This window comes from Planctomycetota bacterium (assembly GCA_035384565.1).
In the GTDB taxonomy this organism is placed as follows: domain Bacteria; phylum Planctomycetota; class PUPC01; order DSUN01; family DSUN01; genus DAOOIT01.
In genome coordinates this window covers 22,004-37,561 of the sequence record DAOOIT010000042.1, presented here as the reverse complement: position 1 = coordinate 37,561, position 15,558 = coordinate 22,004, and the positions used below count along the sequence as shown (strand labels likewise).

The window sequence follows — 15,558 nt, the reverse complement described above, 5'->3', positions numbered from 1 at the left end:
CTCCTTATACCTACGTGAGTATATACTTCCTATCAAGACAAGTCAACCCATGCGATTACAGCACCAGGGCTTCCCCGTCTTTCACCTGCCGAACTGGGACGCCAAACTGTCCGTACTCGTCGTGGTGGAAGGTATGGATGGGCACGAGCCACCGCGGCTGCACCGCCTGGACAAGTCTCCGAAGGTCCTCAATGGAAGCATGCCCGCTGGCGTGGATCTCCCTCCACGTCAGATCTCGCCCCGCGCAGAACGCCTTGAACGGGTTCTCTGAGTTCCGCTTCAGGTACCCGTTCCACATGGACCAGACCAGCCTCAGGCCATCCAGACTCGGCAGCTTGCGCGTGATGGTCGGGAGGTACTTGTTCGCCCGAGCGAGCATCAGAACCTTGCCCCGACGCGTCACGATGCCCTCCTCGGTTATCCCGTGCCTGGTCGCACGGACCGCCTCAATGAAGTCCCCGTGCCCATGCTCTCTGAGCGATCTCATCTGGTGGCCCCAGAACCGCACGCGGATGTCGGGCCAAGCGTACTGGGGCAGCTTGTCGGAGAGGAACCTGAGCTGGTCGAGAACGTATGCTTCGTAGAGGCCAATGACCAGTTGCCGCCCGGTCAGCTTCGCGGCCTTGTATGCGGTGACGATTCGGTCAACGTTCTGGCCCGAGCAGAAGAGAAGCGCCAGATTGTCCGAGCCTTTGATCTCCTCGATGATCGCCCTCTCGACCGCCGGCTCGTCGGGGCAGCCATATTTCCCCTCCTTCCGGCCCAGGCTCGATCCTTCCATGAGCATCGCATCCACGTGGCGCGGCGGATGGTCGAGCAGATGGTAGAAGAGCTTCTTCTTCCAGCCGGTGCCCCGCAGATCGCCCGAATAGAAGACCTTCTTGCGTTCACCGACGACCTCGATTGCCACCGCATCCGGCGCCGAATGGTCCACCGGGTGCAGCCGCACGACGAACGGCCCGATGTCCACAGGCTTCCACATCTTCGTCCTCGGGACGACCTGGAGGTTCCTGGTCTCGCCCGCGTTCGGCAGGAAGATCTGCCCTACGTCCAGCAGGGCCTTTGTCCCTTCTGAGGCGAAGACCGGCACGTCGGGCCGCACGTGATGTGCCAGTCCATAGTGGTCCGCGTGGGCATGTGACAGGACCACGCCCACGACGTTGCAGGGTCCATCGCCATACAGCCCTGGCACATCCGGCAGGATACCCTTCGCCACCAGATCCGCCGCTGTCCCCTTCGCCTCCGTCTCATCGAACGGGGAGCCATCCTTGTTCACCAGGGGCATCCCGAGGTCCAGAATCAGGCTCTTCCCCTGCGCGCGCAGTTCTACGCAGGAGCCCCCGATTTCCTTGGTACCGCGATGGATGATGAGATTCACGAGTGGGTCCCCGCCATGGCTGTCCGAATGTCCCGGCATCTAACGGCCTCACCAACCGGATTCCTGAACACAGGCACGATGTAGCGTTTGCCCTTCACCTGCTTCGCAGGGTACTTGCTGGGATCGAAGCTCTCTGGACGGCAGTCCACGCCAAGCAGCACATAGCCGCCGAACACGGGACCCGGCCTGGACCTCAAGAGCGGCTCGATGCGTGATGCCTCCTCAGCGCGCTTCTCTGCAAACTCAGCAGACATCGCCGTGAAATAGGAACGGGGCAGGGCTAGCACATAATGAACGGTCATGGTGGAAGGGATGGGGTAGAGTGTTCCATAGAAGTGTTGGAAGCATAGGGCGATCTCCTTCTTGAGTTCATCGAGCCGCTTCGGATCACTGGCGTGGTAGTGCAGGCAGAGCCCATAGGCATAGGCTTCGAGCAGCGCGTAGTCAAGGTGGGTTGCTTCTTTGTTTGGATCCGTCTTCCCCTCGATGCAGTAGAGTTCGCCGCGGTTGGTCTCCAGACCGACAAGGTCGCAGGAAATGCACCGGCCGCTGATGCCGGGATTATCTTTCGCCGTCTTCTTGCGCATCAACGGGGCCTCGTACCCGACCAGTCGGACATGGGACGCCGTCTCACCTTCCCTCATCCTCAGGACATGACCGTTGCTGTTGAAGACAGCCCTGAAGTATGGGACCTCGGTTGGCTGGTTGTCCGTTCCGCGCGTCAGATACACTTCCTGGCAACGGAGGACAAAGTCCTTCGTGCGTAGCCCGTCCTCGAGCCACTTGCGGCTCTGTATCGGCCCACGGAGTGCACCACCACCGGGGTCATGGATGCGCAGGTCGCCCTTCTCTGAGAGCTGGTTCAGGCCATCAATCACGCGCTTCTCGTAATGTGCGAGAGCAGCGTCAGTCACAAGAGCAGTGCCCGCTGACGACGAGAGGACTCTTGCGATCTCTCCAGACAGGAAGCTCACGGCGGCCCCTTCTTCGCGGATGTCCCACAGCACTATCGCCCACGCCTCGCCTTCCACTACTCAACGGCAAGCTCGATCATCTGGCAGAGGTCGGTCGCGGGAAGGTCCGTGTGCCGCAGCCGAATCCGCTTTCCCTCAAGCCGATCGGCACTGAGCCCCTTTGCTTTCAGGAAGCCGGCCAGCTTGTCCCACGAGCCCGCGGGTAGCTTTTCCTTGAGGAGATCGATGCCGGCGCGCTGCTTCGCGCTGGCCGGCGCACACTACACAACGCTGGTGCCCGCGTGATCCTTGATCGAAAAGCCTGAACTACACCACGCGAACGGTATGCCTTTCTGGGCCAGGAAGGCCAGGACATCCTTGTAAAACCTCCTCTCCTCATCGTCCGCGCACCGTGCCATGAAGTCCTCTTCGGTCGTCACGCCTGGCTTGGAGAGGGACTTCGCCCTCTCTGCAACATCCTTGGCGAGCTGTCTCGCCTCGAGTTTCCCTTGGTCATCCTTGGGCACCACGTCCTTTCGCATCGCGGCGCTTACCTCGGCGGCTACCCCCAGAAGTTCATCCCTGGTGTCCGCTGTCAACTGTGGATCCCCGGCGACCTTGCTGAAGGTGTCAGTGAACCTGCCAAATGCCTTCACCGTGTCCTCGCCGGCGATGGCGGCCACCCGCTGGTTCAGAAGCTGCACCGCGACAACCACCTCCGGCGTTACCTTCTCCTTCTGGAGGATCTGCTTCAGTTCTTCCATCAGCCGGTCGTACAGGGCCAACCGTGCTTCGAGCAGCTTGGCATCGTGCTCCTTGCGCATCTCGGCTCCCGACTGCATCTTCAGCAGGAGCATTGTGATGATGACTGTCGCCGCGCCGGCTGCCAGGTTGACAGCGAGATCGGGAAAGTGTGGCCGGTCGAAGAAACAGAAGGCAAAGAAGAGCGCCGCGGCCCAGGCGAGAACTGGCAGAGCCCATTTCCGCATGGCTTTCCTCATGAGATGAGTCTTCCTCCTCCGGAGGGTATCGCGACCAGGAACACCGCTGAGATCAGTTGCCTGTTCCTAGCGTCCGCCTAGCCGGTGGGATGATCAGGCCCGCCTGCCGCATCGGACGCAAGCGCCCTTCTTACTGCCCGCGCCGCACGTCGCGCACAGGGTGGCCATGGCGCCGCGGCCGAAGGTGGCGCCACCGCACTTCACGCACTGGTCCTTCTTGTTCCCGATGCTGCACGAGCCGCACAGCACGGCCTTGATGCCGCGGCCGAAGGTCGGCTTCCCGCATTCGATGCACTGGTCCTTCCTGGTCCCCAAACTGCACCGGGAGCACAACTGCGCCATTGCTGCCATATCCGCATCCTTTCCAGTCTCTCCCCCCAGGGACGGCGTATCGCTGCGATAGTATCCTGGCCGTCTTGCCAAGTCAAGGGCGTGGGAGCAGCGCGGTGCGCGGCAGGATGGCCCAGAGGGGGTCGCGGGCCATGGCGTCGCGGGGCTTGGTGAGGTTGGCGTCGAGCCAGGCGAGGGCCTCGCGGGCCTTGGGGAAGCCGCCGTCAACCCCGCAGATGACGGCCGCCCGGGCCGAGTAGGAGTAGCCGCCGCCGTAGCTGGTGAGGCCCGGCTTGCTGAGCCGGGCGTTCTCCTCGCCGAGCTTCTTCCAGTCCTCGTAGAAGCGGGGCTTGCCGTCAGGCCCCTTCTCGCCCACCACCATGCGGTAGGGGCTTGCAAGCATCGGGTCGAAGTCCGGGGCGTTGGTGAGGGTGCCGACGCGCCAGCGGAGCTGGTAGTCGCGGACCTTCGCGGCGTCGGGCCAGCCGAGCTCGACCATGTGGTGGAAGCTCCAGATGAAGTAGTCGTGCTCCCAGGGGGCGGTGATGATCCAATCGGGGTTGGCAGGGTTCTGGATGCGGGCGTCCTGGACCGTGCGTGGTCCCCAGAAGCCGAGCTTACTGAACTCTGGGGGGCCGTACATGCGGCAGATGCGGTCGGCGATGTTGTTGCGGAGCTTTTCATCGAGGTAGCGGCCTTCGGGGGCATCGGTGGGGGCAATCCAGGCGGCGTCGGCGATGTTGCGGAGGGCCCAGGCGTCGCCGCGAATCTGGTCGGCAATGATGCCCTTCGCGCCCCAGCGCGGCGAGGGCCAGGTGGCGAGGAGGCAGTAGTTAGCCCAGAAGAAGGCTTCTTCGAGGTAGTAGAAGTCGCCCGTGAGGAGGTAGGGGATGTAGGCGAAGGAGCCCTGGTGCGCGAGGTCGGGCGAGAGCTTGGACTGCTTGGGGTCGGGCGGCGTGCGGTCGGGCCTCCAGGCGGGCTTGTCCTTGCCGCGCTCGTCGAGCCAGAAGTCGGGGCGGTCGTCAATCGTCATGATGCGGCCGGTCTTTCGGGCGCGGACGTGGATGGGCCAGGACCCCGCGAGATCGCCATTGGCGAGCACGAGGTCGCAGGCGCGCGGGTCCTTGTGGAGGAGGTATTGGACGGCCCAGGCGGGATAAGGGCCGATCTCGGGCCGGCCGCCCGTGGTGGGCATGTAGGCGGTGAGCGAGCCGTGGCCCATGATCTCCCAGCGCGGCCCTTCAAGGCTCAAGTCGCGCTTCATCTGCCAATCGGGCGGCAAGGGGGGCAAGGTCAAATCGTAGTTCGGCAGCGCGCCGGTCGAGGTAAGATGATGGACATCATGGACGATATGGATGGGTGGGGCCTCGCCGCCCCACCAGAAGACCCTGCGCCAGCGGGCGAGGCGGCGGTGGTCCACGGCCTTGGCGGCGAAGACCTCTTTGCCGCCGACCGTGACCGCCGCGTCGTAGCGGATGTTGCCCGCCCACGTGTCCCAGCAGTTCTCGACGACGACCGACACGCGGACACGCTTGCAGCCCGCATAGGCCCGCACCTGGAACTGCACGTTCAGGTCGTCGTCGGGCTTCCCCTCCTTGTCGGCGGGCGGCCCGGAGACGAGCCATTCGGTGACCACTGGACCCTGGAGCCAGGTCTTGGCGTCTTGGCCCGCTGCCTGAAGCATCGCCCGAGCGCTCGCCGAGCGGACCATGCCGTCTGGGAATGTCAGGATCACTACCGCATCGAAGTCCGTTTTCAGCAACTCGTCGAGCATGACGGGCTTCGGCGGCGGGTCCTGCCTTGCGGGGCCCGCCGTGAGAGCGATCGGCGCCGAGCCGTTCGCGGGCAGGCTGGGCAGCATCGCCGAGACAATGGCGAAGCGGGCCGAGCCATCGTCGTACAGCCGCTTCACATCGGCCTGAGCCGTCTCGAGCGCCTGCCCCTTCGGCGCCTCGTCCTTGCGAAGGACCAGCCCGAACGTAACGGGCACGTTCTCCAGCGCCTGGCCGCTCAGATTGCGTACCTCGATACTCGCGACCTCACCCCCCCAGGCCCGGGGCACGAGTACAAACAGGGCAAAGCTGCACGCCAGCGACCGCTGCGCGTTCACATCGAACCTCCTTCTCCCCGGCAACTGAGGCTTGATATAACACCAACTGCCGGATAGAGTCAAGGAGGGTCATCGGCTCGTCTGAGGTGCCGCTTCCAAGCGGCCTCTTGCAGAGAGGAACAGTCGTGCGTATCGCTCAGCGCGCGGTGCTGCTGATGGGGCTGTGCGTGCTGCCTGCGTTCTGTGTGGCGGCTGCCGAGGGCTTCAGGCCCTTTGTTTTCATCCACGCAAGCGATACCGAACTGGGCAGCCCCGACCTGCAAGGCACCGTCAAGCGTTTTGGCCTGCTCGCCGAGCGGGCCAACGCCCTCGGAGCTGACTTCGTCGTCATCACAGGCGATCTGATGCACGACCCCACCGACGAGCAGCTCCAGGCGTTCCAAGGCTGCCTCAAGCGGTTCAAGATGCCCGTGAAGCTCGTGCCAGGGAACCACGACGATCGACGGCTCTTTGAGCAGAACTTCGGCCCCCGCCGCTACGTGTTCACACACAACAACTGCGATTTCGTGTGCCTCGACTCAAACGATCTCAAGGCCCATCCCACCTCCTCGGAGCCGAAGGGCAGGGAACTGTGGGAATGGCTCGATGACGCCCTGGGCGAGGCGGAGCGCCAGAAGCGGACGCATCTCTTCGTTGTACTGCACCACCCCATCAGCGACAGGGCTCCGCTGGCGGAACTCCTTGCCAAGCATAAGGTTGAGGCCGTGCTGAGCGGCCATCTTCACGTGACCAGGGAGCTACCCGGCAAGGGCTTCACCACCTATGTGACGCCGGGTACCGCCAAGTTCCGCGACAACAACGGCCTCGGCTATCGCGTATTCAGAGTCTTCGAGGATCACCTTGAGCAACAGGTCGTGCCCCTGAACGCCGCAGAGGACCGGTAGACGCGTCCGTGCTGCAACGTACTTCCGCCCCGCGAAATCCGATGCGCACGCTTGACACGCCGGGCGCGGGATGCTAGACTACATGTGGGAGGGCGGAACGCTCCGCACAAGGCGCCGCACGGAGGCGACACCATGAAGCTCTCGATCACATTGGCCGTATGCTTTGCGTTGACGTTGCTCGTCGCTGGGGCGGCAGTGGCCGGACAGACCGACATGCACCGCTACTACAGCGACTCCGGCCCCTACATTCGCACGTACCCTCTTTGGAAGGTGCCCGACCTCACCGAGCAGGCCCGCGCGCCCAAGGATGGCCTGAAACTCGACCTGACCGCGGACGAAAAAGGGTCGGCATCGCACCTGAGCAAGGTCGCGCCCAAGGCAATGCAGGCCCTCTCCGACAACACCTTCTCGCAGGTTGGGGCGATGGGATACCCGCGCAACTACCCGTCCAGCCTCCAGGGGATTACCGGAGGCACCGACACGTGGCAGAGGACGTCGAAGATGGTGCTCGAGTTCAGCGGCTCGAGCGCCTGGATGATGGAGCAATCGCCTTCCTACCGCCATGCGCCCAATGCCGGAATGGGCTACCCGAGCGCGATGGAGCGGTACTCCAGGCCATCGTCCACGTACGTCCGCTGACCGGCCTTCGACGCTGCCGCATCACGATTCTTGAGCGCTGCTCCAGTGCCACCCTCCGCGCGAGGACTGAAGCGTTTGTGCGCGCGAAGCGGGTGGCTGGCCGCTCCCTGTGCGCGGTTCAGGGCGGGTCTACCTGGCGCGGATGCCGAGCATCACGGGCACCGGCCGGGGGCGGCGCCCGAGGAGCCCGATGTCGGAGGGCGTGTTCATCGTCCTGAGCTCTCCGCCGTCGGGGGCCAGGAGCAAGATGCTGCTCCCGCCGCCGTCGAGGTTCAGGGCGTCCCAGCCGCCGGCCTCCTTCAGCAGCAACGCCAGTTCGCGGAGCGTCAGGCCCTCGCTGACGCCCGGCTGCCGGCCGTCCACCACCACGAGCCACAACCAGCGGGCTTGGCGGTCGAGGCCCAGGGCCGTTCGCGGGTGGAGCGGCCCGCCTTCGTTCGGCGCGGGCTCGCCGCCGACGAGCAGCGGCCCGAAGCCGGCCACGGCCTCGCGCGCGTCCTGCGGCTCGGCCACGTTGCCCACGCGCGCGCGGCCCGTCGGGTCGAGCCAGAAACACCAGTAACCCTGCTGCGGCGGGCTCACCTGCCGGCCGCCCGTCACGGCCCAGCCCACGATGTCCACCGGCGCCTCGGCCACCCAGCCGTTCGCGGTGCTGCCCTTCGTGTGGGCGAAGGCGTTGGCGTTCACGGCGGCAACCACCTTGTGCCGCGCGGCGAGGGCCGCGGGCGGCTCGAGCTTGGCCTCGGCCGGGCCGGGACCATCGGGGTCCTCGGCCACGAGGGCGACCAGGCCGAGGCGCGGACTCGCCAGGTCCACCTTGAGCCAGTGAATACGGAGGGGGCGCGGTTGGGTGCGCGTCTCGGGCCAGTACTGGAGCGGCGGCTGGTGGTTGGCATCCCGCGAGGGAGGGCCGTCGAGCATCGCCACCATCGGCTCGCGGGCCGCTGCGCAGCCGTTCAGCCCGAGGGCCAGAGCCAACGCCAGCCGGGAGCAGACTGCCGCCTCACGCACGGGAACACCTCCGTGTGAAGTGCATTCAGGCTCGTGGGGACGGGCGCCGCAAGCCACGCTGCGGCGTTTGAGCCCCCCGGGAATCCTCGCCGGCCCATGACGACGGAGCGCGGGGAAGCCGTCGCGTCTCTCCTACTCCACCAGGGTCCACCGTGTGCCGCAGTTGTTCGAGCGCTCCCAGTAGGGGTGGAGGGTGAGGCCGTTCTGCTTTGTGACGGCCTTGTCGGCACCGAAGTCCACGTGCGGCCCCTTGTTGTTGCCGGCTCGGAGCATGAGGCCGAAGGCGGTGCCGGGGGCGAGCTTGAGGGTGGCAAGCTCTTCGCGGGGAAGGGCCAGCTCGTAGGTGTAGACCGTGCCTTCGAGCTTGACGGCGTGCTGTGCGCCGGGCACGGTGCCCGTGGTGCGCGCGCCGCGCGGCTGGCGGGGGAAGTCGTGGATGCGGGGGACGCCGGGCGCGAGATGCCGCCAGACCTCGCTCTTGCCGTCGGCACAGAGGTAGAGCGAGTATTCGTAGTCGGTGTCGGGCACCGCGTGGAAGCCGTAGGGCACGCGGTCGGTCGTGGGAGCCAGGTCGTGCCAGTCGTCGGTGACGTCGAGGGCGATCTGGAGCCTGTCGCGGCGGAAGGGGATGAAGGCTTCGGGGCTGCGGGCGTAGACGAAAGGGACTTCGGCGAAAGAGCGGCCAGGGTGGTTCTTGGCGAGCCAGCTCTTGTAGGGCTCGCGCTGGTCGCTGGCGGCGGAGTGGAAGAAGTCGTCCTCGTTGCGGGCAGCGAAAGAGGGGGCGTCGCCTTGGGGCGTCGGGTCGTTGACACGCGCGGCGAGGTAGAGGAACTGCTCGTCCCACGCGAGCTTGAACTCGGCGAAGGAGCCGTCGGGCGCCTTGTCCCGCAGCTCCAGCCAGGGCCTGCGCAGCAGCTCAGTGATTTCGACCTTCTCGGTCTTCGCCACAACGGTGACGCCGGGGACATCCTTCCAGTCGTCCAGGTTGCCGTCAATGGTCTTCGTGCCCTTGGGCGCGATGGCAGCGTGGAGGGTTTCCTGCCAGTCGGCGTTCCCAGCGTCGCTTGTGAAGGCGAAGGCGAAGGGGTAGGCGTTAAGGGGATTGGGCGTGGCGGAGGCCAGCTCGAAGTCGAGGAGCTTCGTCTCCCCCGCCGCGAGGGTGGCCTTCTGAGTCGCGGCCTTGAGGGTGACGCCTTCGGGAGCCCGGACGGCGAGGGTCCCGGTGATGGCGCGGTTGAGGCAGTTGTGGAGGCCGACGGCGAGCTTCGCGCCGGGGTTGACGCGCGTGGCGAAGTCGCGGGGGAGGATTTCGACGGGGTGTTTGCCCTCGATCACGGCCTCCTTGAGGCGCGCGGCGGCGGCCTTGGGGCCTTTGGCGCACGTGATGTAGGTGGGGAAGATGCTCATCGGGAGCTTCACCTCGCGCTGGCGCTCGTAGAGGGGGTTGCCCGCGAGGTCGAAGAACTTCAACAGGCGGTCGCGGTTGCGGATGGTCATCGTGCCGCCGGGGGCCGAGTCCACCTGCCACCACACCCGCTCGCGCGGGTCGTTGCCGCCGATGCTCATCAGTTGTCCGAAGACCACGAGCAGGGCGTCGGGGTCGTCGTCCTTTCCGAACTGGAAGACCCAGGGCAGGTGGTCGCGGAAGACGATCTTCTCGAAACGCTTGCCGGTGACAAAGGCGTTGAAAGCCGCCGTGGCCGCGCACACGGGCGTGGGGATGTGGTACTGGTCCTCCACGCCCGGCACGGCGTCGTAGAGCACGCGCTGGTGCCAGGGCGACAGGCGCAACTGTCCGGCCGCCATGAACTGGCACATCCCCTGCGGCAGCAGGTACTCGCTGTTGACGAACCACGTCTCGGTCTCGACCGATTCCTTGCCGCGCGCCCTGGCCACCATCGGCCCGTAGCACATCGAGGGCACGACATAGTGGTCGGTGAACACGTCCACGAACTGGTCGAACTCCTTGGAGCCGTCGGAGTAGAGCTTGTCTTCGGTGTTCATTATGGACGAAGCGGCGCACATCTTGATGCGGCGGTCCACGGCGTAGGCGTTCTCGGCGATGAGCTTCTGGATGGCGCGGTACTGGAGGCAGTCGCGTGCCCAGCCGCTGATGCCGCCGCCTTCCCAAGGCTCGTTGAAGTTGTCAATGCCCCACAGGGAGCCCTTGCCGCCGCGCCAATAGCGCTCGCAGAAGGCGCGGATCCACTTGCCGTAGCGCGGATAGAGCTTCGGGTCGCACAGCCAGTCGCACTGGCCCCAGTAGGGGTTGCCGTCCCACCCCGGCCGCACACTGGCGGGGGTCTGGTGGGGCGTGAAGGGCCAGGCCCACTGCGGGTGCGCGCCGAGGGTGATCATCACCTGAATGCCGCCCGATTCGAGCGCCGCAAAGTACTTGTCCAGGCGCTCCCAGTCATAGGTGCCGTCCTTGCGTTCGTTCCAGCCAATTTCGAGGCGCAGGCCGTGGACGCCCATGCGCTGGTAGGCGGCGGCGCGGTCGGCGAAACGCTCGGGGCGGTCGAGAAAGCCTGCCTCGCCGAAGACGGGGGTGTTTTCGAGGTTCCCGCCTTCGCGCGGCTTGGGCACGCGGGCCACGGTGCCGAGGAACTGGCGCCCCTTGCCCCGCAGCAGGACTAGGGCATAAGTGCCGAACCGCTCGGGCAGGGGGAGGTTGGGCACCTCGATCTCCGTCTCGGGTTTGTCGCCGAACGCGGCCTTGAGCTTGTGGACGACGGGCTTGCCCTCCAGGCCGATGAGGGGCGCGTGGCCGGCCGTGTCGGTGAAGCCCTCCATCCCCTCGATCTTCCGCTCGGGGTCGCGCGTCGTGATTTCCTGAATCTCAATGGCCAGCGGCTCGTCGGTCTTCTTCAGCGCCAGCCGCACGGCCACGGGTTCGCCTGGCAGGAAGAGCTGCCCCGGCGCGCTGGAGCCGAGGAGGCGATTGTCCTTCTCCGGCATCGTGCAGTTGAGCGCCTTCATATTCGCTGGCAGCACCAGCGATTTCTCCGCCGCCAGGGCCGCGCCACTCAGGAGCCCCGCGGCCAACACACCCCATGCTGTCACTGAGCGCATCGCATCTCCTTGGGGAATCGGCCATTGCCTACCGCATCGGCGCAGCGGCTACCTCACTGGCCGGCAGGCCCGGGACCACGCCCCGGCCGCCGGCGAACTTGGTGTCGGTCCAGAACTCGACGGCATTGAGCACCAGCGCATCGCCGAGCGCCGCGAAGTTGTAGACCGGGAGGATCAGGAATCCCCAGAAGATCCCGGTCCGGACCCACTTGTTGTCGAAGGCCCCATTGAACTTGTACACCGCCTTGCTCAGCGGGAACGTGCCGTAGCAGCCCGACAGCATCGGGGCCACAAGCAACGCGAACACCAGCATGAGCGCCACACACGCCTTCTTGCTCGCCATGTTCTGCTCTCCACAGGAGCCTCCCTAGCGGCTGCCAGCATACCCGCGGACACGGCTTCGCGCAAGGCGCGCTTCCGTGTTCTCCGGGCTTGCGGAGGGGTGGGGTTCCTGATAATATGTTCTATCATATACCGGGCCGCCGAAGAAGGATAGGGAATCCCCGGCCCGGCCGCGGCAGCGAGTGACTCACGGGGCGGCGACATGGTCCTCAAGTGCCCGGCATGCTCCAAGACCTTCACGGTGCCTGACGGGGTGACGTCGGGCAAGGCCAACTGCCCGCAGTGCGGGCAGCGCCTGGACCTCGGGCGCATCCTGCGCCCCGGGGACCTGCCGCCTGGGACCGTGCTGGGGGGCTGCCGCATCGAGGGGCTGCTGGGGCGCGGCGGGATGGCCGTCGTCTACAAGGCCACGCAGATCTCGCTCGAGCGCCCCGTCGCGCTCAAGGTGCTGCCCACGCGCTTCGCGCGCAACCCGCAGTTCGTCGAGCGCTTCAACCGCGAGGCCTCCGCCCTCGCACGCCTGGCCCATCCGAACATCGTCGGCATCCTGGACAAGGGCCTCGAGGGCGAAACCTACTACTTCGTCATGGAGTACGTCGAGGGAAAAACGCTCCGCGACCGCCTGATGCGCGAGACCAAGCTGTCTCCCCAGGAGACGCTCCAGCTCATGCAAGGCATTTGCGCCGGGCTGGCCTTTGCCCACGAGAACGGCGTGGTCCACCGCGACCTCAAGCCCGGCAACATTCTGCTCGATTCGGCCGGGACGCCGAAGCTGGCCGACTTCGGCATCGCTCGCATGATGGGAAGCGACACGAGCGCCGGCCGCCAACTGACGGCGGCGCACACGATCATGGGCAGCGCCGACTACATGGCCCCCGAGCAGCGCGCCGATGCCGCCCAGGTGGACCACCGCGCCGACATCTACTCGCTGGGCGTGATGGCCTATCAGATGCTCACGGGCGTGCTGCCCGTGGGCAGCTTCAAGCCTGCCTCGCACCTCGTCCACGGTGTGCCAGCCGCCGTGGACCGCGTGCTCCGCACGGCACTCGCCAGCGCGCCCGACGAGCGCTACGACTCCGTGCCCAGGTTCCTCACCGCGCTGGAGCATGCGTTCGAGGACGCCCATCGCCACGCTCCGCGCGTGGCGGCGGCGCACAGGGCCAAGACGCCTACGGCCACGATCGTAATCGCCGCCGCACTGATTGTCGTTGCTTTCGGAGGCCTGGCCGCCCTTCTGCTGTCACCGGGTTCCCATTCGGACCCGGCGCCGCATCGGCCGGCGACGAACCGCGTCGTTCGGCCGGCCACGCCGCCCACGACGAAGAGCCAGGTGACCCGGCCCCGGCCTCCCAAGGAGGACCCGAGCAAGGCTCCTCCACTGCCCGAGGAGGAGCCCGCCGTGGTGCGGCTGGCGCTGGCGCCCATCCGCGAGCACATGGCCCGCCAGCCCGACGACTACCCGCGCCACGTGGAGAGCCTCAAGCAACTGCTCGACAGCAGCAGCAACGCCCAGGTGCTGGCCGCCGCGCGGCAGGAGATGAACGCGGTGGTCGCCCGGCTCGAGAGGGCCATCGCTGAACACTTCGCCGCCGCCCGCCAGCGCGCCGACGCGCTGATGGAGAAGCGCGCCTACGTCGCCGCCGTGCAGCAGGTGAACAACCTGCCGCCCAACCTCTACACCAGCGAGGCCCGCAAGCAGGCCGACACCCTCGCCCAGGAGTACCGCGGCAAGTGCTGGAGCGCGCTCCAGGCCGACCTGAAGCGTTCCGACGCCCTCCTCGAGGCCGACAAGCCGGAGGAGGCGCTGGCGCTCTTCGCCGGCGTGCAGTACCCGGCGGCCGATCTCGAGCGCAGCGCCGCCGCGCAGGTCGCCAAGATCAAGGAAGCCATCGCCGCGCGCCAGGAGCGCCTGCTGAAGGAGCAGGCCAAGCTGCGGGCCGAGCTAACCACGCGCCTCAAGGAGCTGTGGGCCGAGCGCCACTACTCCCAGGCGCTCGCGCTCGTGAACGAGGCCCTCGCCAAGCTGCCCGAAGGCCCTGCACGCGAAGCCCTCCAGCCTCACCTGCGTGTCGCCACGCTCCTCCAGGCCTTCGGCAACGCCATCTTCGAGGCCTTCGCCGCGCGCAAGGGCCAGACCATGACCCTCTTCGGCGAGAAGTACACCGTCAGGAGCGTCGAGAACGGCGAGATCGTGCTCGGCCTGCCCATCGGCGGGGCCACCATCCGCCGCTCGCTCCGCGAGCTCGACTCCGCCGACCTCTACGCTCTGGGCCGCTACTGGCTCGACCCGGGCAAGAAGGCCGACGACAGTCTGATGCTCGCCCTGTACTCGACCTATGATGCCCGGCCCGACCCTGCCGCCGCGGCCCGCGATTTCGACAAGGCCATCAGCCTGGGCGTCGCGCCACAGCTCGTTGCCTCGCTCCGGGACCTCAACACTGCGGCTACCCCCGCGCCGCCCGAGCCCAAGGAGCCCGAACCCAAGGAACCCGAGCCGGCCAGCGGCTGCGCCCTGGACCTCAACGGGATTTCCGACTACGTCGAGGTGCCCGACGACCGCCGCAAGCGCTCGCTCCGCCTCAAGAGCTTCACCGTCGAGGCCTGGGTCTGGCGGCGGCTCGCCGCCGGCCCCGCGCTCGAGCGTTGCGTAGTATCCAAGAACGCAGGATGGACCAATTCGCTCTCCTTCGCCATCTACATCAGCGACGGCTGCTGGGCCTACGCCACGGGCGACGGAGTGGAAGTGGACCCCGTCGTCACCCGCGTCCCCTGCACCCCGTGGGTCTGGACCCACTGCGCCCTGGTGTATGAGGACGGCGCGCGCACCTTGTACGTGGACGGCAAGCAGGTGCACAAGAGCCGCGCGAAAGGCCGCATCGGCTTCGACGACAAGCCGTTCCTCATCGGCGCCTCCAGCTTGGACGGCAACGCGGCGCACTTCTGGAACGGCGGGATTGACGATGTGCGCTTCACCAACGGCGTCCGCTACCGCAAGGACTTCGTGCCGGAGCGGCCCCTGAAGTGCGACGACGCCACGCACATGATGCTCGCGTTGGACGACGCGAAGGGCGTGCGCGCGAAGGACGACAGCCCGTTCGCGAACCACGGCACCTTGCGCGGCGCCGCGCGATTCCTGCCGCTGACCGACTTCAAAGCGCCGCCGAAACCTGGGCCGCCCGTTCCCCCGCCCAAGGGAGCCCCTCCGGCGAAGGACCCTGCCGAACCCGCGGCGCCCAAAGAGGCCCCTCCGAAGGCCGAGCCCAAAGGCTGACGGCTTGACTTGCGCTCGCGCAGCGGAGTAGAATGGCTCTCGCGGAGAGCGTGTTGGCGTGAACGCCCCCCTATCCCTCAACGAAGGACCCACGAAGGCATGGAGGCACCACAACGGAAACACATCGGCCCCTTGACGGTGGCATGCGTGGAGCACAAGGGGCCGTATGACGAGATCGGGCGCGTGTACGGCATGCTCTACGGCTGGGCGCATCGGCACAGTGTTGCGCCGGCCGGCCCCGCCTTCACGCGCTTCCTCGAATCGCCGAGCGAACTGAACTGGGCGGCCGGCCGCTTCGAAGTCTGCCTGCCCGTGGCCAGGGGCACCAAGGGCTCGGGCAGCGTTCAGGTCAAAGACCTCCCTGCCACGGATGTGCTGGCCGTGGTCGTCCAAGGCCCCTATGACGAGATGCCGGCGCATTACGCAGAGTTCCTCGCCTGGATGTCGGTCGAGGGCGAAACCCCGAGCGGCCCGCCGCGCGAAATCTACCTCGTCCACCCCGGCCCCGACGGCTCGGGCGACCCCAGGAAGTTCCGCACCGAGATTCAGTTCCCTGTGGGCGACTGA

At 66.6% G+C, this 15,558-nt stretch carries 12 protein-coding genes; 4 read left to right on the top strand and 8 right to left on the bottom strand.

The features are described 5' to 3' along the window. Positions 1-55: 55 nt before the first annotated feature. The 5 genes from PLE19_15630 to PLE19_15610 all read right to left on the bottom strand — a co-directional run bounded on the left by PLE19_15630 (position 56) and on the right by PLE19_15610 (position 5,772). Positions 56-1,378, bottom strand: coding sequence for an MBL fold metallo-hydrolase (locus PLE19_15630; protein ID HPD16384.1), 1,323 nt, complete (start codon positions 1,376-1,378; stop codon positions 56-58). After that, positions 1,375-2,352 (bottom strand): hypothetical protein, encoded by a 978-nt coding sequence (locus PLE19_15625; protein HPD16383.1) that lies wholly within the window; start codon positions 2,350-2,352, stop codon positions 1,375-1,377. Before PLE19_15625 ends, PLE19_15630 begins: the two co-directional genes overlap by 4 nt. A gap of 260 nt (positions 2,353-2,612) precedes the next feature. Continuing rightward, complete coding sequence (locus PLE19_15620; protein ID HPD16382.1) at positions 2,613-3,332, bottom strand: hypothetical protein; 720 nt, start codon at positions 3,330-3,332, stop codon at positions 2,613-2,615. A 93-nt stretch (positions 3,333-3,425) separates the two neighbouring features. Continuing rightward, positions 3,426-3,683, bottom strand: a complete 258-nt coding sequence (locus PLE19_15615; GenBank protein HPD16381.1) for a hypothetical protein — start codon at positions 3,681-3,683, stop codon at positions 3,426-3,428. A gap of 73 nt (positions 3,684-3,756) precedes the next feature. After that, entirely contained in the window at positions 3,757-5,772 is a 2,016-nt protein-coding gene (locus tag PLE19_15610; protein HPD16380.1) for a hypothetical protein, read from the bottom strand. Between the two features lie 125 nt (positions 5,773-5,897). On the opposite strand from PLE19_15610, the gene PLE19_15605 reads away from it, so the two are divergent. Together PLE19_15605 and PLE19_15600 are read left to right on the top strand one after the other, a co-directional pair. After that, on the top strand, positions 5,898-6,656 hold the full coding sequence (locus PLE19_15605; GenBank protein ID HPD16379.1) for a metallophosphoesterase: 759 nt from the start codon (positions 5,898-5,900) through the stop codon (positions 6,654-6,656). A gap of 132 nt (positions 6,657-6,788) precedes the next feature. Continuing rightward, positions 6,789-7,295, top strand: coding sequence for a hypothetical protein (locus PLE19_15600; protein HPD16378.1), 507 nt, complete (start codon positions 6,789-6,791; stop codon positions 7,293-7,295). A gap of 129 nt (positions 7,296-7,424) precedes the next feature. Here PLE19_15600 and PLE19_15595 read toward each other — a convergent pair whose 3' ends face one another. From PLE19_15595 to PLE19_15585, 3 genes are all read right to left on the bottom strand, one after another. Beyond that, positions 7,425-8,306: a phosphodiester glycosidase family protein gene (locus PLE19_15595; GenBank protein HPD16377.1), complete on the bottom strand. Its 882-nt coding sequence runs from the start codon at positions 8,304-8,306 to the stop codon at positions 7,425-7,427. A gap of 132 nt (positions 8,307-8,438) precedes the next feature. Further along, the gene (locus tag PLE19_15590; protein ID HPD16376.1) at positions 8,439-11,300 is read right to left on the bottom strand and encodes a hypothetical protein; all 2,862 of its coding nucleotides are present in this window, start codon (positions 11,298-11,300) and stop codon (positions 8,439-8,441) included. 106 nt (positions 11,301-11,406) lie between these two features. Then, positions 11,407-11,721 (bottom strand): DUF3332 family protein, encoded by a 315-nt coding sequence (locus tag PLE19_15585; protein HPD16375.1) that lies wholly within the window; start codon positions 11,719-11,721, stop codon positions 11,407-11,409. Positions 11,722-11,922: 201 nt separating this feature from the next. Here PLE19_15585 and PLE19_15580 point away from each other — a divergent pair, with 201 nt between their 5' ends. Then, the gene (locus PLE19_15580; GenBank protein HPD16374.1) at positions 11,923-14,991 is read left to right on the top strand and encodes a protein kinase; all 3,069 of its coding nucleotides are present in this window, start codon (positions 11,923-11,925) and stop codon (positions 14,989-14,991) included. A gap of 99 nt (positions 14,992-15,090) precedes the next feature. Then, complete coding sequence (locus tag PLE19_15575; protein ID HPD16373.1) at positions 15,091-15,558, top strand: GyrI-like domain-containing protein; 468 nt, start codon at positions 15,091-15,093, stop codon at positions 15,556-15,558.

Excerpts from the sequence above, each read along its gene's own strand:
- PLE19_15585 (HPD16375.1), bottom strand. The coding sequence starts at position 11,721 with ATGGCGAGCAAGAAGGCGTGTGTGGCGCTCATGCTGGTGTTCGCGTTG.
- PLE19_15600 (HPD16378.1), top strand. The coding sequence starts at position 6,789 with ATGAAGCTCTCGATCACATTGGCCGTATGCTTTGCGTTGACGTTGCTC.
- PLE19_15620 (HPD16382.1), bottom strand. The coding sequence starts at position 3,332 with ATGAGGAAAGCCATGCGGAAATGGGCTCTGCCAGTTCTCGCCTGGGCC.
- PLE19_15615 (HPD16381.1), bottom strand. The coding sequence starts at position 3,683 with ATGGCAGCAATGGCGCAGTTGTGCTCCCGGTGCAGTTTGGGGACCAGG.
- PLE19_15580 (HPD16374.1), top strand. The coding sequence starts at position 11,923 with ATGGTCCTCAAGTGCCCGGCATGCTCCAAGACCTTCACGGTGCCTGAC.
- PLE19_15575 (HPD16373.1), top strand. The coding sequence starts at position 15,091 with ATGGAGGCACCACAACGGAAACACATCGGCCCCTTGACGGTGGCATGC.